Origin of the sequence: Brucella sp. IR073, from assembly GCF_049065735.1 — a bacterium.
GTDB lineage: Bacteria > Pseudomonadota > Alphaproteobacteria > Rhizobiales > Rhizobiaceae > Paramesorhizobium.
The window spans coordinates 350,980-371,545 of the sequence record NZ_JBAKHD010000004.1; the positions used below are offsets into that span (position 1 = coordinate 350,980).

Here is a 20,566-nt window from a genome sequence, read left to right on the forward strand (position 1 = left end):
AATGCATAAAATATGCTTTTGGGACGCACCGCTAACGGCCTTTACTGGATGCACCGCTATATCGAACGGGCCGAGAATATGGCGCGCATCGTCGATGCCGGGCTCAGAATGGCGCTGACCAAGACGTCGGGCGCGCCGGAGGAATGGTCTTCCGTCATCGTCAGCGCCGGCGCGGCTTCAGCCTTCTCGCAGAAGCACGATGCCTATACCGCCGCCACCGTCTCCGATTTCCTGCTGCGCGACACGGACAACCCGTCGAGCGTCATGTCCTGCCTCGAAGCCGCACGTTCCAACGCCCGCATGGTGCGCACGGCCCTCACCCGCGACACCTGGGAGAGCGTCAACGAAGCCTGGATGGTCTTGAAAAAGGCCCTCGCCCGCCCGGTGCCGGAAAGCGATTTGCCAGCGGTGCTCGACAAGATCACGCGCGAATCGGCGCTGATCCGCGGCGCGTTCCATGGCACGATGCTGCGCAACGAGATCTTCGATTTCGCCCGCATCGGCACCTTCATCGAGCGCGCCGACAACACCGCCCGCATTCTCGACGTCAAATATTACGTGCTCCTGCCCGCCATTTCCTATGTCGGCACCACGCTCGACAATTATCAGTGGGAATCGATCCTGCGCTCGGTCTCGGCTCATCGCTCCTATCGCTGGGTCTATGATGGCGATTACAAGCCCGCGCATATCGCCGATTATCTGATCCTCAACGGCCGGATGCCGCGCTCGCTGCATTTCTGCTACCGCAACATCGTCGACAATCTCGGCTTCCTCGCCGCGGATTACGGCGCGCGCCACGCCGCCCATGAGACGGCGGAGAAGACCCACGCGACGCTGGCGGACAACGACATCATGAAAATTTTCGAAACCGGCCTCCACGAGTTCCTTTCCGATTTCATCGTCAAGAACAACCGCCTCGGCACGGAGATCGCCGAAGCCTATAATTTCGACTGAGCATGAAAAGAGCCGCCCCATGCTGCTGACGATCCGCCACACCTCCCGCTATCATTATGATTTCCCCGTTCCCTATGCCGTGCAGCGGCTAAGGCTGAGGCCGCAGACGCAGGCGGGCCAGAAGGTGCTCGATTGGCGCGTGGATGTGGATGGCGCGGCGCCGGAGGTCTCCTATACCGATGGGTTCGGCAACCGAGTCGATCTCGTCCGCCATGACCGCAACGCGCATGATATCACCATCACCGCGACCGGCCGGATCGAGACCGAAGACCGCGCGGGCATGTTGGGCGAGACCGGCGGCTTCGCCTCGCTCTGGCTTTTTCAGCGCCGTACCGCCCTCACCGAGCCCGGCGAGAGCGTCCGGGCCATGGTGGCCGATATTCCCGCCGCCGATGACCGGCTCTCGCTGCTCCACGCGCTGATGGGCACGATCCATGGGCGAATTGCCTATGTGCCGGGCGCGACCCATGTCGGCACCGATGCCGAAAGCGCGCTGCAAAATGGCGAGGGCGTCTGCCAGGACCATGCCCATGTCTTCCTCGCCGCCGCCCGTCTTCTGGATATCCCTGCGCGCTATGTCTCGGGCTATCTGATGATGGAGGGCGTCGAAGAACAGACAGCCAGCCATGCCTGGGCGGAAGCCCATGTGCCGGGGCTTGGCTGGGTTGGCTTCGACGCCGCCAATTGCATCTGCCCGAACGAGCGCTATGTGCGCATCGCCTGCGGCCTCGACTACCGCGACGCCGCACCGGTCTCCGGCGTGCGCTTCGGCAGCGCCACGGAGCGGCTTGCAGTTGAAATCAATGTAGCGCAGTAATGGGCCAAGCGCCCTCGTGGTGCAAAGTATAACAGAATTCGGGACTGCCCCATGACGTATTGCGTCGGCCTCAAGATGGATCGTGGCCTGGTCTTCATGTCCGACACGCGGACGAATGCCGGGCTCGACAACATCTCCACCTTCACCAAGATGCACACATGGTCGAAGACCGGCGACCGCGTCATCGTGCTGCTGTCCGCAGGCAATCTTGCCACGACGCAAGGCGTGGTAAGCCTCATCGACGAGCGCTCGAAGGCGCCCGGCGACCGCCACCCCTCGATCTTCGAGACGCCATCCATGTTCCAGACGGCGCGGCTGATCGGTCAGACGGTCAAGGAAGTTATCCGCGATGCCGCCCCGGGCGGCCAGAACGCCGACGCCTTCGCCGCTTCCTTCATTCTGGGCGGCCAGATCAAGGGCGGCGAGCCGCGCCTGTTCTATATCTATCCGGAAGGCAATTTCATCGAATGCTCCGCCGATACGCCATTCTTCCAGATCGGCGAGCACAAATATGGCAAGCCGATTCTGGTGCGGGCTTACGATCCGGCGATGACCTTCGAAGACGCGGTGAAGCTCCTCTTCGTGTCCTTCGACTCGACGCTGAAATCCAACCTTTCAGTCGGCCTGCCGCTCGATTTGCAGCTTTACGAGGCCGGTTCGCTGAGATTGGGCGTCCACAAGCGGATCGACCGCACCGACCCTTATTATGCCGCGATTTCAGACGGATGGTCGGAGGCGCTGAAGCGCGCCTTTCAGAGCTTGCCAGCGTTTAAAGCGAATAGCGAATAGCGAATAGCGAATAGCGAATAGTCTGCCGGACCGCACTTCATGTTGCCAAGCCCTATTCGCTACCAACTATTCGCTATTCGCTCTTGTACTTTCAGCTATTCGCCAGCCGCGACGCCCGCGTCTTCTCAATCGCCTTGGCGAGGTTGGCATCGCGCTCATAGACATCGTCGTAATAGCGGATCTTGCCCGTGACGGCGTCCGGCCAGGCGGTGAAATAGGTGAGATAAACAGGGATTTGCTCCGGCACCTTCACCGCGCGCTCATTCTTGCCGAAATATTTCTCAAGGCTTTCCACCGGCTGGCCGAGCACGGCGGCGGCCATGTCGCGCGGGCGCTCCAGGCGGATACAGCCATGGCTCAACGCCCGCATATCGCGCTTGAAATAGGATTTGGCCGGCGTGTCGTGCATGTAGATGTCATGCGCGTTGGGGAAGAGGATCTTCAACTCACCCAGCGAATTGTCGAGGCTCGGGATCTGGCGAATGCCGACATGCTCCTTGCCTGAAGCGACGCGAGCCCAGTTGACGGAACTTGCGGGGACCCGCTTGCCGTTCTTATAGACCTCATAGCCATTGCGCTCCAGATAGCCCGTGTCCTTCAGGATTTTCGGCATCATCTCGTTCATGATGATTGAACGCGGAATCCCCCAGGACGGATTGAACACCACCGTCTGGACCTTGTCGTAGAAGAAATAAGTCTGGTGCCGGGGCGAGCCGACCACGACATTCATCGCCAGCTTTTCCTGACCATCAGCGAAATATTGCGCGCGATAGGCAGGCTGGTTGATGAAGACATAGCGGTCGCCGAAATCATGCGGCAGCCAGCGCAGGCGCTCCATCGCATAGATGATGCGGTCGCGCTTTACCGCCACGGATTCGCCTTGCAGCGTGGCAATCGTATTGCGGCCGATCACGCCATCAGGGCTCGATCCGGCATGACGCTGATAGGCCTTGATCGCCGCGACCAGCTCCGGATCGTAAACGCTCTTGCCCTCATGGGCGGTGAGCACGTCCTGATATTTCGTCAGATAATCGGCGGGCGCCTTCTTGAGGATCAGCGCCACCACATTGGCCATTTCCGGGTTATCGTCGCCCGGACGGATCAGCGTGCCGGGCGCGATGCGCACCTGCACGTCACCGGCCTTGCCGTCGAGATCGGCGAGGCTCTTCTTCAGCTCCGCATACCATTTGTTCTGCGGCTGGAAGGCGGCGAGCGTGGCCGCCGGGTCGTTCGACGCCGCCAGCCTCTCCAGCACGTCACGCGCGTTGACGCGGTCGCGCGGCAGATCGTGCATCTCGCTCAGGCGGTCGGCGATGATGCGTCCCTCGCCCGCGTCGATGGCATAGCGCAGCGCCCGGGCGCTCATGAGGATTTCGAACTCGGCGAGCTTCTTGAGCCGCTCCTGCCTCTGCGCCGGATCGAAACTGTCAGCGGGAATAATGACGGCATATTCCTCGGGGTCCAGCCCCTCCTCACCCGCGCGGGCAAAGAGCGCCGCCACCTGCTTGGCCTTCGGCGCGACATCCAGCCCTTCGGACCAGATGAATTTCTGATGCGCGGAATAGAAATCGACGATGGCGTCGGCGATTTCCTTTTCGGCGCGCACATCGGTCGTCTTCAATTCTTCGAGCGCGCCGGCGAAGCTTCCCTCCCCGCTCGTCGCCTTGGCGGGCAGAGGCGACATGCCTGATGTGATCGCCTCGCTCGGGGAGACCTCTTTCGTCGCTGCAGTCAGCTGCATGTCGATCTTGGAGAAATCGATCCGCACCAGCGCGTCGGGCTTGTAATCATAGACCTGCGGCCCCTTGACGGTCACGCGCTTGATCGGCGTCTGCGCGGCAGGGCTCTCCGCTTGCATGGGCGGCACAGGCGCGCGCTCGACTGCCGCGGGCGGCGGCGCGACGGGGGCGGCTGGCTGGGTTTGCTGAGGCTGGCTCCGTTGGCGGAAAAGTTCCAGAAGCGTGCTGGCGGCATGCGCGTCGGTTGCCGTCAGCGCCGTCGAAAAGGCAAGCGCGGCGCCCGCTGCGGCCGCGGCCAGAACTTTGTTCCTGGAGGGAAAATGCATGATGTTCGCCCGAGTGTTTTCATCGCGGCTGATTCTCATCGCCGCGTGCTTTGAATGCAGGTGAACATCACATTTGCTTAAATTTTGTATAGAATCTTTTAACGGCTGAAATTTCTTGGGAGGGCGCTTCACATTCGCTTGAGCCGCGCGATCTGCCGCAGTGGATTTCATGAAAGCCCGCGATAAAAGCGGGACGAAAAATCATTCATCCACAAGGGGTAACAAATGGCTGACGCGATCTTCCCTCTGGGCCCGGACGAAACGCCCTATCGCAAGCTCACCGCCGACTATGTTTCCGTCGACAGCTTCAAGGGACAGGACATTCTCAGCGTCGATGCCGAAGGCCTGCGCCTTCTCGCGGAAGCCGCCTTCGCCGACATAAACCATCTCCTGCGCCCCGGCCATCTGCAGCAGCTCGCCAATATCCTTCAAGACCCCGAAGCGACGGACAATGACCGCTTCGTCGCCTATGATCTCCTGAAAAACGCCAACATCGCCGCCGGCGGCGTGCTGCCCATGTGCCAGGACACCGGCACTGCCATCATCATGGGCAAAAAGGGCCGCCGGGTCTGGACCGAAGGCGGCGATTCCGAGGCGCTCGCCAGGGGCGTGCTCGACGCCTATGAGAAGAAGAATTTACGCTATTCGCAGCTCGCACCCCTCTCCATGTTCGAGGAGAAGAACACGAAGAACAATCTGCCGGCGCAGATCGATATCTACGAGGAAGGCGAGGACGCCTATAACTTCCTGTTCGTCGCCAAGGGCGGCGGCTCGGCAAACAAGACCTTCCTCTACCAGGGCACGCCGTCGCTCTTGACCCATGACCGGATGATCGACTTCCTCAAGGAGAAGATCCTGACGCTCGGCACCGCCGCCTGCCCGCCCTACCACCTCGCCGTGGTCATCGGCGGCACCTCGGCGGAAATGAACTTGAAGACGGTGAAGCTCGCCTCGACGCGCTATCTCGACAATCTCCCGACGGAGGGCTCCGAAAGCGGCCACGCCTTCCGCGATCTTGCCATGGAGGCCGAAATCCATAAGCTGACGCAGTCGCTCGGCGTCGGCGCGCAGTTCGGCGGCAAATATTTCTGCCATGACGTGCGCGTCATCCGCCTGCCCCGCCACGGCGCCTCGCTGCCCATCGGCCTCGGCGTCTCCTGCTCCGCCGACCGCCAGGCCAAGGGTAAGATCACCAGGGACGGCATCTTCCTCGAGCAGCTGGAAACCAACCCGGCCAAATACATGCCTGATATCGACGAGGAAAAGCTCTCCTCGCATGTCGTCAAGATCGACCTCAACCAGCCGATGAGCGAGATATTGAAGGAACTCTCGAAGCATCCCGTGAAGACGCGGCTTTCGCTCACGGGGCCGATCATCGTCGCCCGCGATCTCGCACATGCCAAGATTCGCGAACGGCTGGAGCGCGGCGAGCCGATGCCGGATTATTTCAAGAATCACCCCATCTATTACGCCGGCCCCGCCAAGACACCCGCCGGCTACGCCTCCGGCTCCTTCGGCCCGACGACGGCCGGCCGCATGGATTCTTACGTCGATCAGTTCCAGTCCTTCGGCGGCTCGATGGTGATGCTCGCCAAGGGCAACCGCTCGCGCCAGGTGCGCGAGGCCTGCGGCAAGCATGGCGGCTTCTATTTGGGCTCCATCGGCGGCCCCGCCGCCCGCTTGGCGCAGGATTGCATCAAGAAGGTCGAGGTCGTGGAATATCCCGAACTCGGCATGGAGGCGATCTGGCGGATCGAAGTGGAAGATTTCCCGGCTTTTATCGTAATTGACGACAAGGGGAATGATTTCTTCAAGGAATTGAATTTGGGATAAATGGAAAGGTCGGTGGGACAGCGCCCCCTCTGTCCCGCCATATCCCATAAATATCAAGCCGCCACCTCCACCATCTCCCCGCCCCGTACAAACCCCGCCACGCGCGCCGCAACCTCGGCACTCGCAATAATCCTGCGATGCCCCAACCCATCCGCCCAGTGGAGCGTGACATGCGGCCCGGCCTTGGCCTTGGCTTCCGCTGAGCGTGCCGGCACTTCTTTATCGTCATGGGCGTGGATCACCAGCGCCGGGATCGCCATGTGCCGCAGATGCTGGGGCGTATCGAAACCGGCGAGCGGACGGCAGGCGAGCCGCAGCACCTCGTCATCCATGGCATTGCGCACGGCGGGCTTCAAACCGACCATCTTACCAAAACCGTCGAAAACCTCCGTCATCGAATGCGGCGAGGCAATGGTGACGAGCTTCTGCGGCCTATGCGCCGGATAACAGGCCATCGCCCCCGCCGCCGCATTGATGATGACCGCGCCGCCGAAGGAATGGCCGATCATGGCGTTGAACGGCCCATATTGCCGCCACGCGGCATCCACCGCGGCAATCGCTTGCATCATGTTGAGGCTTCTCCCCGGCGAAGCGCCGTGCCCCGGCAGGTCGATGGCGACGACCCGCTCGCCCGCCTTGAGCAGGGCATCGATGATCGTCATCATCTCCGCCGCGCGCGAGCCCCAGCCATGCACGACGAGCGATGTGCCCCCCGCCGGCCTTGCCGGCTCGAACAGATAGGTGGTGAACCCGCCCCGGTCGGTTGTGAGATCGAGACGGCGTGCCGCGCACAATTTCGGCTCGGCCAGCGCGAGCTTCTCCGCATGGGCTTTGGTCTTCGGCTTCCGCCCCGGCGTGCGGCAGAACAGCCGGAACGCGGCGCGCCCCGCCCGCCTCGGCGCGACGCGGCCATAGAGATCGAAACCGAGACGGGTGATTTTGAAAGCGAAGGGTGCCATAGTCGAATTTCCACTAAATGTTCAACCATGAACAACATTGTACAAACATGAACAAAAAGCAAGACGCGCCGTCGCTCCCCTGGGATAATCCCCGCTTCAAGAACTGGGTTGCGATGATGCGCGCGGAAAAGGCGGTGGCGCGCGAGCTCACGCGCGTGCTGGCGCCCTTCGACCTGAAACCGGCGCAGTTCGACGCCATGATCAATCTCTACCGCCATCCTGGCCAGTCGCAGCACGATCTGGCGCGGCGGTTGCTGGTGGGGCGGTCCAACGTCACCATGCTCCTGCCGCAGATGGAGAAGCAGGGCCTGATGCGCCGCGAGGGCGACCCGAGGGACAAGCGCGTCATGCGCCTCTATCTGACCGAGGAAGGCGAAAAGCGGCTGCTGCAGGCGCTGGAGGTCTACGCGCAGCTCATCGACCGCGTGATGAGCCAGTCGAGCCCGGAAGAATGCGACATGATGGGCGACATGATGCGCCGCATTACGGAGATGCTGAAAGAGGCGTGATAGCGCATGATCCCGAACCGAAGGTCAGCGCAGCAAAAAGTTGCAGACTTTTCGGATGAGATCATGTCGCAAACAAAGAGTTACCACATCGTCGCCTTCGCCCGCTCCCACCAGGCGGCATCGTAGGCTTCGCCGTCGAAACCGTCGCGTGTGCGGGCGAGCATCTGCCCCGGCGTGGGCAGGCTTTTGGGATCGACGTGTTTTTCCGGGTTCCAGAGTTCGGAGCGATGGATCGCCCGGGCGCACTGGAAATAAACCGCTTCGACGGTGATAATCATCACCGAGCGCGCCGCCTTTCCCTGCATCGTAAAGGAAGCGCAAAGCTCCGGATCGATGGAGATGACGGCGCGGCCATTAAGGCGCAGCGTGTTTCCTGAACCCGGCACGATGAAGAGCAGCCCGACCCGGTCGTCGCGCAGAATGTTCTTCAGCGAATCGGCCCGGTTGTTGCCATGCCGGTCCGGCATCAGCAGGGTGCGCTCGTCCTTGACGCGGACGAAGCCGGGGAGATCGCCGCGCGGCGAGCAGTCCAGCCCCTCCGGCCCCGATGTCGCCAGCGACACGAAGGGCGAAGCCTGGATGAAGGCGGCATATTCGGGGATCAAATGGTCGACTTCCTTGATGAGCGACGCCTCGCCCGGCTTGCCATAGATCGCTTCGAGTTCTTCGATCGTCCTGATGATCGTCATCGTTTCCTCCCGCCTCACCGCTCGCGGCTCAGTCCCTTTTGCGCCAGTTCATCGAGATAAACCTGCCAGCGGCTTTCCTTCTCCAGCCCGAGCTGACGCAGATAGGTCCAGGTGAAAAGCCCGGTGTCGTGCCTGTCGTCGAAGGTGATGCGAATGGCGTAATTGCCGACCGGATCGATCCTGAGAATCGTGACATCGATCTTGCCCGGCACGGTCACGCGCTGTTCCGGCGAATGGCCCTGCACTTCCGCCGAGGGCGAGAGCACACGCAACATCTCCGCGGGCAGCGTATGGACCTCGCCATTGTCGAAACTGATCGTCAGCGTCCTGCGATCCGGCGAGACACGCAATTCCCTGGGCCATATATCCGCCACGGCACTCTCCAGACTTGTCTAATCAAAGCGGTGATAGGCCGATTGCGTCCGGGCCACAAGCGGCATATCAATGGATGAGTTGGCGCAAATCCGAACAGTTCTGAGCTTTTCCCGGACTTGTCGCGAGGAGGCATCGTTTTGAACGCGAAACCGGATGTGCAGTACGCCGAGCCGGCCATGATCGACCCTTTCGGGCGCGCGATCACCTATCTGCGTGTGTCGGTGACGGACCGCTGCGATTTTCGCTGCACCTATTGCATGGCGGAGAACATGACCTTCCTGCCGCGCAAGGACCTGCTCTCTCTGGAGGAGCTTGACCGGCTGTGCACCGTCTTCATCGAGAAAGGCGTGCGAAAATTGCGGCTGACGGGCGGGGAGCCCTTGGTGCGCAAGAACATCATGCACCTGATCCGCGCCCTCTCCCGGCACCTCGCCTCCGGCGCGCTCGAGGAGCTGACGCTCACCACCAATGGCTCGCAACTCGCCACCCACGCGGCGGAACTAGCCGAATGCGGCGTCCGGCGCATCAATGTCTCGCTCGATACGCTCGACCCCGAAAAATTCCGTGCCATCACCCGCTGGGGTGATATGGAGCGGGTCATGCGCGGCATCGACGCGGCGCAGGCAGCGGGGATCCAAGTCAAGATCAACGCCGTCGCGCTGAAGGACATCAACGAGCACGAAATCCCCGGCATGATTCGCTGGGCGCATGGCCGGGGCATGGATTTGACGTTGATCGAGACCATGCCGATGGGCGAAACCGGCTTCGACCGGGCCGACCAATATCTGCCGCTATCGCTCCTGCGCGCCGCGCTGGCGCGGCAATTCACCATGGCCGACATCCCCTACAAGACCGGCGGCCCTGCCCGCTATGTGCAGCTGGCGGAAACCGGCGGAAGACTCGGCTTCATCACGCCGATGACGCATAATTTCTGCGAGAGCTGCAACCGCGTCCGCCTCACCTGCACCGGCACGCTCTATATGTGCCTCGGACAGGAAGACGCGGCGGATCTGCGTGCCGCGCTGCGCGCTTCGGAAAGCAACGAACTTCTGTCTGGCGTGATCGACGAAGCCATCGGCCGTAAGCCCAAGGGCCACGACTTCATCATCGACCGCCGCCACAACCGCCCCGCCGTGGCGCGGCATATGAGCGTGACGGGGGGGTGAGGCTCCCTATCCAAGAGTATTTTGTTTTTAAACGGAAGCGTCGGCGAGGCGATACCCCCTCTGTCCTGCCGGACATCTCCCCCTCAAGGGAGGAGATTACGCCCTCACCGACCGCCCCGCCTAATCGCGAACGATGCAGGATGGGCGATGATCGCCGTGCCAGCCAATCTCCCCCTTGAGGGGGAGATGTCCGGCAGGACAGCGGGGGGTGTGCCGAGCGATTCCGTCAAAACATAATCTGCTCTAAAACGGCTTCTCCTCCAGCAGCCCCTGCACAAATTCAAACAGGCCCGGGCGGCGGTCGCGGCGCAGGCGCTCGGCGCTGACGATGGCTTTTACCGAGGCGTAGGAGCGGTTGAGGTCCTCATTGATGACGATGTAGTCATATTTGCTCCATTTCTCGATTTCGAAACGGGCATTGCGCAGCCGCGTCTCGATCACATCAGGCGTATCCTCCGCGCGGCGGTTCAGGCGCTGCTGCAATTCGCGCATGGTGGGCGGCAGGATGAAAATGGAGACGACATCCGCCGGCATCTTCTCCTGCAGCTGGTCGGCGCCCTGCCAGTCGATGTCGAACAGCATGTCGCGGCCATCGGCGAGCGCGTTCTCCGCGGTTTCGCGCAAGGTTCCGTAGAAATTGCCATGCACCTCAGCCCATTCGATCAGCGCATTGCTGTCACGCAGCCGTTCGAACTCGCGCACCGAGATGAAATGGTAATGCACGCCCTCGATCTCGCTCGGGCGGCGCGGGCGGGTGGTGACGCTGATCGACAGGGAGAGGTCCATCTCCTTATCCTCAAGCAGAAGGCGGGCGATGGTGGATTTGCCTGCGCCGGAAGGCGAGGAAATCACCATCATGAGACCGCGACGCTTGATGCCGCCTTCGATGGAACGGGATGCCATAAAATTACTCCAGATTCTGCACTTGTTCGCGAAACTGATCGACAACGGCCTTCAGTTCAAGCCCGATGGCGGTGATCGACGCGGCGTTCGATTTTGAACACAGCGTATTGGCTTCGCGATTGAATTCCTGGCTGAGGAAATCGAGCTTGCGCCCGATGGGGCCGCCCTCGGCGATCAGCTTGCGGGCGGAGGCGACATGGGTGTCGAGCCGGTCGAGTTCTTCCTGAATGTCGGCCTTGGTGGCGAGAAAGGCCGCTTCCATGTGAAGCCGGGTCTCATCAAGCCCGCTGGCCGAATCGAGGAGCAGCGCCACCTGCGTCGCGAGCCGCGCGCGGATGGCCTCGACGCTGCGCGACGGGTCGTTGCGGGCGCGAAGGGCGAGATCCGCAATCATGTCGATCTGGCCGGACAGGATCGCGCCGATCGAGGCGCCTTCCGCGCGTCTGGCATCGGCCAAGGCCGCGAGCGCGCCGTCGAATGCGGCCATGATCGCGCCTTCCAGCCCCGCTTGCGCCTCCTCATCCTCAGCCTCCTGCGGCTCGACCAGCACGCCGCGCAAGGAAAGAATGCCGTCCACGCTCGCCCGCGTCAGGCCATATTGCGCGCTGAGGCGCTCGCTCAAGGAGAGAAGATTGGAGAGATAGGCTTCGTTGAGCACGAGCTCGCTTTTGGCAGCCGTGCGCTCGACGCTGAGTCCCGCCTGGAAATTGCCGCGCGAGAAATGCTTCGCCAGCGCCGCGCGCGCGAGCGGCTCGATGGTCTCGAACCCCTGCGGCAGCCGGAACCGCACATCCAGCCCCTTGCCGTTGACCGAGCGCAGCTCCCAGACGATGCGGGCGTCATTTTCGGCACCCTCCCCACCGCTATGGACAGCGGCGTGGCGGGCAAATCCGGTCATGCTTTGTAATGTCATTGGTTCCCCCGCGCTACGTTCCGAGTGGCCTGTGCGTGAACACCCCCCTCTGCCCTGCCGGGCATCTCCCCCTTCAAGGGGGGAGATGGGCTTATCCTGTTCCGCTCTCGCCTATCATCAACGTAGCAGAATAGAACACCGCCATCGATGCCAGCCAATCTCCCCCCTTGAGGGGGAGATGCCCGGCAGGGCAGAGGGGGGTGAGACGGTTATGCGCTGCCCCCTACTGCCCCTGAACCGGCGCTGGTTCCTGCTCCGGTGCGGTCTCATCGCCCGCATCCCCCGCGGCCTTCGCCGCCTCGTCCCGCTTCTGCTGCTCGACCGAGCGCCAGCGGCGCACATTCTCATTGTGCTCTTTCAGCGTCGTCGCGAAGACATGGCCACCCGTGCCGTCGGCGACAAAATAAAGATCGTCGGTATGGATCGGATTGGCGACGGCCTCCAGCGCCGCGCGGCCGGGATTGGCGATGGGCGTGGGCGGCAGGCCGTTGATGATGTAGGTGTTATAGGGCGTCGGCTTTTCGATATCCGATTTGAAGATCGGACGATCGGCAGGCTTTCCCCTGCCCCCGAACAGCCCATAAATGATGGTCGGATCGGATTGAAGGCGCATGCCCTTGCGAAGCCGGTTGATGAAAACAGCGGCGACGCGCGGGCGCTCGGCGTCGATCCCGGTTTCTTTCTCCACGATGGAGGCGAGCGTCACGAATTCATCGATCGTCTTCAACGGCAGGTCGGGGTTGCGCGACGCCCAGATCTCATCGACCAGCTTCTTCTGCTCGGCCTGCAGCTTGTTGACGATTTCCTGGCGCGTCGTGCCGCGCGTGAAGCGCAGCGTATCGGCGAACAGGCTTCCCTCCGGCGGCAGCGTGGCGGGCATATCGCCTGTCAGCGCCTCATTGGCGGCGATCCGATCGAATATCTGCTGCACCGTCAGTCCTTCGGGGATGGTCAGCGATACGAGGATCGTCTTGCCGCTGCGCAGGATTTCCATGATGTCGCGCATGGAGGCGTTGGCGGGGATCGCATATTCGCCCGCCTTCATATCTTTCTCATGGCCGTAGGCGCGCACACCATAGCGGAATATGCGCGCGTCGGAGATGAGCCCGCGCCGCTCCAGCCCATCAGCGATTTCAACGATGCCGCTGCCGCGTTTCACCAGATAGGTGGTGGCGGCGGCCGATGGTCCCGGCGCATCGAATTGCTGCTTGCCGAAATAGAAAAGCGCGCTGGCGCCGACGGCGGCCAGCACCAGCAGCGACAGCATGAAATTGGCGAAGACGACGATCTGACTGCGCGCATGGCGCGAGCGCCGGGAAGGCGGAGGCGGCGTGCCCGGCTCGGGACGCAGCGCCTCGCTCGCGGATTTCGGCACGATCGGCTTATGCGCCGGCGCGGCTTCCGTATGGCCCGTGGAAACCTCATCCGTGACGTCTTCGGGACGCTGGTTTTCCGGGGCCTCGTTCTCGGGCTTCGCGTCAGAATTCACTCGATCACCTCAGTTCCCATCCCTGCCTGAGCGCGCTCAGAATCTCTCCAAAGGTCGGGGGCGATTGCGGCAAAAGCGCGGACGAAGCCTTGTTGGAAAGCCTGCGAACAGCTATGTCCACAAGGACTTAACCGTCCGCCACGCTCTCAGCCCTCAAAGCGGCGCAGGATCAGCGATGCGTTCGTGCCCCCAAACCCGAACGAATTCGACAGTGCGATATCAATCTTGCGTTCACGCGGCTTATGCGGAACGAGGTCGATTTTCGTTTCAACCGCGGGATTGTCAAGGTTAAGCGTCGCGGGCGCGACATTATCGCGGATGGCGAGCGTGCAGAAGATGGCTTCCGCCGCGCCGGCCGCGCCCAGGAGATGCCCGATGGACGATTTGGTCGAGGACATCGAAATCTTCGGCGCCGCGTCGCCCACGACTCGCTCGACCGCGCCAAGCTCGATGGTATCGGCCATGGTCGAGGTGCCATGGGCGTTAATGTAATCGATCTGGTCCGGCGTGATTCCCGCCCGCTTCAGCGCCATCTCCATGCAGCGCTGCGCGCCCTCGCCGCTCTCGGTCGGCGCGGTGATGTGGAAGGCGTCGCCGGAAAGGCCGTAGCCGATCACCTCGGCATAAATCTTCGCGCCGCGCTTCAGCGCATGTTCCAGCTCTTCGAGAACGACGATGCCTGAGCCCTCACCCATAACGAAGCCGTCACGATCCTTGTCCCACGGACGGGATGCGGCGGTGGGGTCGTTGTTGCGGTCGGTCGAGAGCGCCTTACAGGCGGCGAAGCCCGCGAGCGAAATACGGCTGACGGGCGATTCGGTGCCGCCCGCGACCATCACGTCGGCGTCGCCGAAGGCGATGAGACGAGCCGCGTCGCCAATGGCATGCGCGCCGGTGGAGCAGGCCGTGACGACCGCATGGTTCGGCCCGCGCAGGCCGTGCTTGATGGAGACATAGCCGGAAGCGAGGTTGATCAGGCGTCCGGGAATGAAGAAAGGCGAAATGCGGCGGGGCCCCTTGTCGCGCAGCGTATAGCCGGCCTCGACAATGCCCTCGATGCCGCCGATGCCCGAGCCGATCAGCACGCCGGTGCGCGTCTGATCCTCATCGCTTTCCGGGTGCCAGTTGGCGTCATCGAGCGCCTGGTCCGCCGCGCCCATCGCATAGACGATGAAGGGATCGACCTTGCGCTGCTCCTTCGGCTCCATATGCAGGTCGGCATTGAAGGTGCCGTCCGTGCCGTCGCCTACAGGGATGCGGCAGGCGATCTGGCAGGGCAGATCATCGACCTCGAACTCGGTGACGCGGCGCGCGCCGCTCTTGCCGGCGAGCAGCCGGGACCAGCTTTCTTCAACGCCACTTGCCAGCGGCGAAACCAGCCCCAGACCCGTGATTACGACACGCCTCATATTCCACCCTTCAATGCTATTTCGTGCTTATGTGAAGCAGCGGTACAACCCGGTGAACGAGGCATTTCAATTCGGAAATGCCGACTCGAACACCCCCCCCTCTGCCCTGCCGGGCATCTCCCCCCTCAAGGGGGGAGATTGGCTGTCATATCCGCTTTCGCTAATCGTCGGACGTTGCAAATTATGCGCCGCCATCGATGAAGGCCAATCTCCCCCCTTGAGGGGGAGATGTCCGGCAGGACAGAGGGGGGTGCCTGACGGCTCCGCCAGCTCTTGGCCTCAAGTCAAACCACATCCAGCAGATAGAATCCGGGCCGGACGCCAGACGGCTCCAGCCCGAACAACAGCTAAAATCAGGCCTTGGCCTTGTCGATGAACTTGACGGCGTCGCCGACCGTCAGGATCGTCTCGGCGGCATCATCGGGGATTTCGACGCCGAATTCTTCCTCGAAAGCCATGACGAGCTCGACGGTGTCGAGGCTGTCCGCGCCGAGATCATCAATGAAACTTGCGCCTTCCGTAACCTTGTCGGCATCTACGCCGAGATGCTCAACAACGATTTTCTTGACGCGTTCTGCGGTGTCGCTCATGTCCGAACCTCGACCTGTTTGTTGTTTCCCATGCCTTGGTTAGCCGCATGGGTGGATCTAATCAAGCTATAAGATATCTGCCGCTTGGCCATCTGGCGGGGCGACGGATACCCTGTGGATATTCCTTTCGGAACAGGATCGGCTCCGCAAACCTCGCGGTACGCCAATTCTGCGCGCGCATTACCACGGTTCCAGCCCGGCGCAAAGCGCATTCTGCCCGCTTATCAGCCCATTTAGGGCGGATTTGCGGCCAAAATCAGTTGAAAACCATGGATTAAATCATCGCCATGCCGCCATTGACGTGCAGCGTCTGCCCGGTGACATAGGCCGCCTCGTCGCTGGCGAGATAGATGACGGCGGCGGCGATTTCCGCGCCCGTGCCCATTCGCTTCATGGGGATCGCGCCCATGATGGTTTCCTTCTGCTTCTCGTTCAGCTTGTCCGTCATGGCCGATTCGATGAAGCCCGGCGCGACGCAATTGACAGTGACGTTGCGCGTGGCGATTTCCTGCGCTAGCGACTTGGAAAAGCCGATGAGCCCCGCCTTCGAGGCGCAATAATTCGCCTGGCCCGGATTGCCGGTGACGCCGACGATGGAGGTGATGTTGATGACGCGGCCATGGCGGCGGCGCATCATCGGGTGGATCACTTCCTTCGTCAGGTTGAAGACCGAGGTCAGGTTGACGTTCAGCACCGCATCCCAGTCCGCATCGCTCATGCGCACGAACAGCCCGTCCTTGGTGATGCCGGCATTGTTGACGAGGATGTCGAGGCCTTCGAGTTCCTTCTCCGCCTTCTCACCCAGCGCCTTTACTTCCTCGCGGTCGGAAAGGTTGGCCGGGAAAATCTTCACGCGGCCGGAGAGCTCGGCGGCCAAGGCCTCCAGCTTTTCGACGCGGGTTCCATGCAGGCCGACAATGGCGCCTTGGGCATGGAGGGCACGGGCGATGGCTTCGCCGATACCGCCGGTGGCGCCGGTGACGAGGGCCTTACGGCCGGTCAGATCAAACATCGCGGGGTTCCTTCCCGTTAAAATTGATGGTCATGCATTCAAAGCAGCGAGCGCCGCGTCGATTTCCTCGGCCGTGCCGACGGCGGTGCCGGTGACGTCTTTCGATATGCGGCGGGCGAGCCCGGTCAGCACCTTGCCAGATCCGATCTCGTAAAGCGTGGTGACGCCGTTGGCGGCGAACCACTCCACGGTTTCGCGCCAGCGGACCTGCCCCGTCACCTGTTCCACCAGCAAGGCGGCGATTTCATCGGCGTCGGTGACGGGCGCGGCACGGACATTGGCGATGAGCGGCACGACGGGATCGTTCTTCTTCACGCTTGCCAGCGCCTCGCGCATGGCTTCCGCCGCAGGCTGCATAAGAGCCGAGTGGAAGGGAGCCGAGACCGGCAGCATGATCGCCCGCTTCGCGCCCTTATCAGTCGCGAGCGCCGCGGCCTTCTCGACAGCGGGTTTCGTGCCTGAAATCACGATCTGGCCGCCGCCATTGTCATTGGCGATCTGGCAGACGCCTTCGGCCGCCGCCTCGCTGCAGACGGCTTCCACATCGCCATGCTCCAGCCCGATGATCGCCGCCATGGCGCCCTCGCCCACCGGGACGGCGCGCTGCATGGCGTTGCCACGAATGCGCAGGAGCCGCGCCGTATCGGCCAGCGAGAATGTGCCCGCCGCACGCAATGCCGAATATTCACCAAGCGAGTGACCGGCAACATAGGCCACCTTGTCCTTCAGCGAAAAGCCCCGTGCCTCCATGACGCGGATGACGGCCACCGACACGGCCATCAGCGCGGGCTGCGCATTGGCGGTCAGGGTCAGCGTCTCCTCGGGACCTTCGAACATGGTAGCGGACAGCTTTTCGCCGAGCGCTTCGTCCACCTCGTCGAATACGGCGCGCGCCTCGGCAAAATTCTCCGCCAGCGCCTTGCCCATGCCGACTGCCTGGCTGCCCTGCCCCGGAAATGTGAATGCTACGGCCATTATGGTCTCAGCCTCGTTTAATATTTCATTCATACGTTTTGGCGCGCGGTGTGACCAGCGACGAGGCAGAAGTCAAGGGCATCCGCTAAATCCGCCCCCGGATTTCCGCGCAAAAAAGCCGGAACCAATCGGTTTTCTTCCCGTTAGTTCGGCATGGAAGGCCACAAACGGACGGGTTTCTGGCTGGACATGAACGATCACATTAAACCGCATGATCCGAGCCCAGAAGTCTCCCAGCTTTTTGGGGGTCATGCTTTCGCAACCAAACAATTGCTCAGGAGAGAAGATAATGCTTGACCTGAAAACGACCGCTGCCGCGGTGCTCGCTCTCACGATGAGCGCGGGTGCCGCAATCGCCCAGAACGCCAATGACGAAGGCGGCCCTACATTCCCGCGACCTGGAACCTTCGGCACGACCGAAACCAACCAAAGCGCTCAGCCGCCCGTAAGCAACGAGTCCACCGGCTCCATCGTGCTCACCGACGATCTCCCGACCCGTTACCAGGCTATGTCGCCCGAGGAACAGGCCAGGGTCCGCACCGAATGCGGCCGGATGGAACAGGACAAAACCAAGTACAGCGACAGCGTGCAGAGCTTCTGCAAGGACATCTCGGCACCGCAATGACCACGCTTATAGCCTCCCAAGCAGAAACGCCGGCTGCTCAGGCCGGCGTTTTCTTATGGATGCAAGACGAAAGTATCGAAGTTCAATATTGCTACACCGATGATGGCAATTATCAGCATTACCCGTATCACCAGCATGGATCGATGGATATCTCTGAACTGTTGACGGAACGCCCCTAATTCCTCTGCCGCCTTCCGAGCCAAATCATCGGGAACGTTAACCGATCTTAATGCTCGATAGAGGTTTTCAGACATAGTACCCTCCCCGGACGTCATTCTCGGGCTTGTCCCGAGAATCTGCCATAAGAAAAAGGAAAGGCAACTGCCGTTCTGACAGACATACCGTCGTAGATTCTCGGGACAGCCCGAGAATGACGCCAAGAACGGTTGCCAAACGCCTCGAAATCCCGTATGAGCCGCCCGTTCATCGCTCGCTGCCAGCTGGGGGCTGAACGGAGGGCCGGATTGTCCTGCAATTCATTGCAAATCATCCGCCGAAGCCTAAAGCGCTTCAGCCTCCCGTGTCTCCGCTCTCGATCGTCTCGACCGCGCGTCCTTTCTTCTCCGGTATTCCGGATTCAAGAGAAGTCGCAGAGGCTTAGCCGCTGGCGCCATGCGATGATAAACGAAGAAAGGCAAAGACAATGGCTCTTTACGAACATGTGTTCCTTGCCCGACAGGACATATCGCAGCAGCAGGTCGACGCGCTTGTAGAACAGTACAAGGGTGTCATCGAGGCCAATGGCGGTAAAGTCGGGCGTATCGAAAATTGGGGTCTGCGTCCCCTCACCTATCGCATCAAGAAGAATCGCAAGGCGTATTATACGCTGATCGATATCGATGCTCCCGCTGCGGCGATTGCCGAGCTGGAACGCCAGGAGCGCATCAACGAAGACGTGCTGCGCGCCCTGACCGTTCGTGTCGAGAAGCATGAGGAAGGCCAGTCGGCTATGCTCGCCCGCCGCGACGACCGCCGCGAGCGTGACGACCGTTTCGGCCGCGATGACGACCGCCCGCGCCGCCCGCGCGATGGCGACCGTGACCGTGGCCCGCGCCGTCCGCGTGACAACGAAGCTGTGGAAGGAGCCGAATAATGGTCGACATCAACCAGATCCCGACCCGGCGTCCGTTCCATCGCCGCCGCAAGACCTGCCCGTTCTCCGGCGCCAACGCTCCGAAGATCGACTATAAGGACGTCAAGCTCCTGCAGCGCTACATCTCCGAGCGCGGCAAGATCGTTCCGTCCCGCATCACGGCCGTCAGCCAGAAGAAGCAGCGCGAGCTCGCCAAGGCGATCAAGCGCGCGCGCTTCCTCGGCCTGCTGCCTTACGTGGTGAAGTAAGGGAATAAGGGAATAGGGGAATAAGGGAGTATGTTTTTCACATATTCCCCTACTCACTTACTCCCCTACTCCCATTTCGTTCTCCCTTCCGCGATGGGCGCGGTCGGTAAAATCAAAAACCCGAGTTGGGGTGTAACGCGCCAAGGCCGTCACCTCTAACTGCTCCGGCAGGACAGCGACCATGAAATTCGATGCAACATCAGTCGGTGTCGGCATATTGGCAGGGCTTGCAGCCGCGCTGCTGTCGGCTGGCGCCATCGTCCAGTCGGGCGTGGCGATGTTCCTCTATTTCCTGACGCCGCTGCCCATTTTCATCGCCGCGCTTGGCTGGGGCACGGCCGCAGGCATTGTTTCCGCCATCGCCGCTACAGCAGCCATCGCCTTTGCCGCGCCGATGGGCGCGCTGCTCGTGGCGCTGACCAGCATCATTCCGGCCGCCACCGGCGCTTACTTCGCCGGCCTTGCCCGTCCCGCGAGCGAATTGGGCGGCCCGAAGGACGCCATCGTCTGGTATCCCCTGCCCGATATCCTCTTCCGTCTCAGCCTTATGGTGGCGGGCGGGCTCATCATCATCGGCATCATCATCGGTTTCGGGCAGGATCTTGCGCGCGAATTCGCCGACGCGATCATGGCGGCCCTCACCCAGGCCAATCCCGATTTTACCGCCAGCCCCGAAATGCGCAACAATCTCGCCGCGACCATGGTGGTGGTTCTGCCTGCCATACAGGCCGCGACCTGCCTGATCGCGCTTGTCGCGAATTTCTATCTGGCGCTGCGGATCACCGCGCTTTCCGGGCGCTTGCGCCGCCCGCGTGACGACTGGCCCGCGACACTGCGGATGCCGCGCACCGCGCTCCTCGTGTTTGCCGTCAGCCTCACGCTCGCTTTCCTCGGCAGCGGCGTCGGCCATGCGGCAACCGCAATCGCCGGCGCGCTCGGCGCGGGCTTCATGCTCGCCGGTTTCGCCACGCTCCATATGCGCACGCGCGGCCAGCCCTGGCGTCCCATCGCGCTGTGGCTGGCCTATCTCGCCGTCGCGCTCTTCGCCTTCGTGCTTTTCCTTTTTCTCATCGCCGGATTGTTCGACACGTCCCGCAATGCCCCGATGACGAAATCCACCCCTCCGAACGACAAGCAAAACTGAAAGGACAAA

Annotated in this window: 22 protein-coding genes; 10 read left to right on the plus strand and 12 right to left on the minus strand. The window is 61.9% G+C overall.

Annotated elements, in window-relative coordinates:
* The first annotated feature begins 12 nt into the window (after positions 1-12).
* From ACOWVG_RS11085 to ACOWVG_RS11095, 3 genes are read left to right on the plus strand one after another with little or no spacing between them, the layout of a single operon-like run.
* Positions 13-954: an alpha-E domain-containing protein gene (locus ACOWVG_RS11085; protein ID WP_420962208.1), complete on the plus strand. Its 942-nt coding sequence runs from the start codon at positions 13-15 to the stop codon at positions 952-954.
* A gap of 19 nt (positions 955-973) precedes the next feature.
* Positions 974-1,771 (plus strand): transglutaminase family protein, encoded by a 798-nt coding sequence (locus ACOWVG_RS11090; protein ID WP_420962210.1) that lies wholly within the window; start codon positions 974-976, stop codon positions 1,769-1,771.
* 51 nt (positions 1,772-1,822) lie between these two features.
* On the plus strand, positions 1,823-2,560 hold the full coding sequence (locus tag ACOWVG_RS11095; RefSeq protein ID WP_420962212.1) for a peptidase: 738 nt from the start codon (positions 1,823-1,825) through the stop codon (positions 2,558-2,560).
* 91 nt (positions 2,561-2,651) lie between these two features.
* On the opposite strand, the gene ACOWVG_RS11100 is transcribed toward ACOWVG_RS11095, so the two are convergent.
* Complete coding sequence (locus ACOWVG_RS11100; RefSeq protein ID WP_420962214.1) at positions 2,652-4,625, minus strand: L,D-transpeptidase family protein; 1,974 nt, start codon at positions 4,623-4,625, stop codon at positions 2,652-2,654.
* 225 nt (positions 4,626-4,850) lie between these two features.
* Between ACOWVG_RS11100 and ACOWVG_RS11105 the strand changes: the two genes are divergently transcribed.
* Positions 4,851-6,458 carry a fumarate hydratase gene (locus tag ACOWVG_RS11105; protein ID WP_420962216.1) on the plus strand — a complete coding sequence of 536 codons (1,608 nt, stop codon included), beginning with the start codon at positions 4,851-4,853 and terminating at the stop codon, positions 6,456-6,458.
* 53 nt (positions 6,459-6,511) lie between these two features.
* Here the strand turns inward: ACOWVG_RS11105 and ACOWVG_RS11110 are convergent, their stop codons facing one another.
* Positions 6,512-7,417, minus strand: coding sequence for an alpha/beta fold hydrolase (locus ACOWVG_RS11110; RefSeq protein ID WP_420962218.1), 906 nt, complete (start codon positions 7,415-7,417; stop codon positions 6,512-6,514).
* A gap of 47 nt (positions 7,418-7,464) precedes the next feature.
* Here ACOWVG_RS11110 and ACOWVG_RS11115 point away from each other — a divergent pair, with 47 nt between their 5' ends.
* A complete protein-coding gene (locus tag ACOWVG_RS11115) occupies positions 7,465-7,926 on the plus strand; it encodes a MarR family winged helix-turn-helix transcriptional regulator (protein WP_420962220.1) in 462 nt (153 codons plus the stop codon).
* Between the two features lie 80 nt (positions 7,927-8,006).
* Here the strand turns inward: ACOWVG_RS11115 and ACOWVG_RS11120 are convergent, their stop codons facing one another.
* Positions 8,007-8,615: a pyridoxamine 5'-phosphate oxidase family protein gene (locus ACOWVG_RS11120; RefSeq protein ID WP_420962222.1), complete on the minus strand. Its 609-nt coding sequence runs from the start codon at positions 8,613-8,615 to the stop codon at positions 8,007-8,009.
* 14 nt (positions 8,616-8,629) lie between these two features.
* Positions 8,630-8,989, minus strand: a complete 360-nt coding sequence (locus tag ACOWVG_RS11125; RefSeq protein ID WP_420962224.1) for a gamma-butyrobetaine hydroxylase-like domain-containing protein — start codon at positions 8,987-8,989, stop codon at positions 8,630-8,632.
* A gap of 177 nt (positions 8,990-9,166) precedes the next feature.
* Here ACOWVG_RS11125 and moaA point away from each other — a divergent pair, with 177 nt between their 5' ends.
* The gene (gene moaA, locus ACOWVG_RS11130) at positions 9,167-10,156 is read left to right on the plus strand and encodes a GTP 3',8-cyclase MoaA (protein ID WP_420962418.1); all 990 of its coding nucleotides are present in this window, start codon (positions 9,167-9,169) and stop codon (positions 10,154-10,156) included.
* A gap of 243 nt (positions 10,157-10,399) precedes the next feature.
* Here moaA and gmk read toward each other — a convergent pair whose 3' ends face one another.
* From gmk to fabD, 7 genes are all read right to left on the minus strand, one after another.
* Positions 10,400-11,059 carry a guanylate kinase gene (gene gmk / locus ACOWVG_RS11135; protein WP_420962226.1) on the minus strand — a complete coding sequence of 220 codons (660 nt, stop codon included), beginning with the start codon at positions 11,057-11,059 and terminating at the stop codon, positions 10,400-10,402.
* A 4-nt stretch (positions 11,060-11,063) separates the two neighbouring features.
* Positions 11,064-11,972, minus strand: coding sequence for a YicC/YloC family endoribonuclease (locus tag ACOWVG_RS11140; protein WP_420962228.1), 909 nt, complete (start codon positions 11,970-11,972; stop codon positions 11,064-11,066).
* Positions 11,973-12,195: 223 nt separating this feature from the next.
* Positions 12,196-13,461, minus strand: a complete 1,266-nt coding sequence (mltG, locus tag ACOWVG_RS11145) for an endolytic transglycosylase MltG (protein ID WP_420962230.1) — start codon at positions 13,459-13,461, stop codon at positions 12,196-12,198.
* A 146-nt stretch (positions 13,462-13,607) separates the two neighbouring features.
* Entirely contained in the window at positions 13,608-14,870 is a 1,263-nt protein-coding gene (fabF, locus tag ACOWVG_RS11150) for a beta-ketoacyl-ACP synthase II (RefSeq protein WP_420962233.1), read from the minus strand.
* 353 nt (positions 14,871-15,223) lie between these two features.
* Positions 15,224-15,460 (minus strand): acyl carrier protein, encoded by a 237-nt coding sequence (locus ACOWVG_RS11155; RefSeq protein WP_068881166.1) that lies wholly within the window; start codon positions 15,458-15,460, stop codon positions 15,224-15,226.
* Positions 15,461-15,734: 274 nt separating this feature from the next.
* The gene (fabG, locus tag ACOWVG_RS11160) at positions 15,735-16,472 is read right to left on the minus strand and encodes a 3-oxoacyl-[acyl-carrier-protein] reductase (protein WP_420962235.1); all 738 of its coding nucleotides are present in this window, start codon (positions 16,470-16,472) and stop codon (positions 15,735-15,737) included.
* Positions 16,473-16,502: 30 nt separating this feature from the next.
* On the minus strand, positions 16,503-17,447 hold the full coding sequence (gene fabD / locus ACOWVG_RS11165; protein ID WP_420962237.1) for an ACP S-malonyltransferase: 945 nt from the start codon (positions 17,445-17,447) through the stop codon (positions 16,503-16,505).
* Between the two features lie 289 nt (positions 17,448-17,736).
* Here fabD and ACOWVG_RS11170 point away from each other — a divergent pair, with 289 nt between their 5' ends.
* Positions 17,737-18,072, plus strand: a complete 336-nt coding sequence (locus ACOWVG_RS11170; RefSeq protein ID WP_420962239.1) for a hypothetical protein — start codon at positions 17,737-17,739, stop codon at positions 18,070-18,072.
* A 53-nt stretch (positions 18,073-18,125) separates the two neighbouring features.
* On the opposite strand, the gene ACOWVG_RS11175 is transcribed toward ACOWVG_RS11170, so the two are convergent.
* The gene (locus ACOWVG_RS11175) at positions 18,126-18,326 is read right to left on the minus strand and encodes a hypothetical protein (protein WP_420962241.1); all 201 of its coding nucleotides are present in this window, start codon (positions 18,324-18,326) and stop codon (positions 18,126-18,128) included.
* Positions 18,327-18,715: 389 nt separating this feature from the next.
* Between ACOWVG_RS11175 and rpsF the strand changes: the two genes are divergently transcribed.
* The 3 genes from rpsF to ACOWVG_RS11190 all read left to right on the plus strand — a co-directional run bounded on the left by rpsF (position 18,716) and on the right by ACOWVG_RS11190 (position 20,557).
* A complete protein-coding gene (gene rpsF, locus ACOWVG_RS11180; protein ID WP_420962243.1) occupies positions 18,716-19,165 on the plus strand; it encodes a 30S ribosomal protein S6 in 450 nt (149 codons plus the stop codon).
* Positions 19,165-19,413, plus strand: a complete 249-nt coding sequence (gene rpsR, locus ACOWVG_RS11185; RefSeq protein ID WP_002963610.1) for a 30S ribosomal protein S18 — start codon at positions 19,165-19,167, stop codon at positions 19,411-19,413. Before rpsF ends, rpsR begins: the two co-directional genes overlap by 1 nt.
* A 181-nt stretch (positions 19,414-19,594) precedes the next feature.
* Positions 19,595-20,557 (plus strand): DUF2232 domain-containing protein, encoded by a 963-nt coding sequence (locus ACOWVG_RS11190; RefSeq protein ID WP_420962246.1) that lies wholly within the window; start codon positions 19,595-19,597, stop codon positions 20,555-20,557.
* The last annotated feature ends 9 nt before the right edge of the window (positions 20,558-20,566 follow it).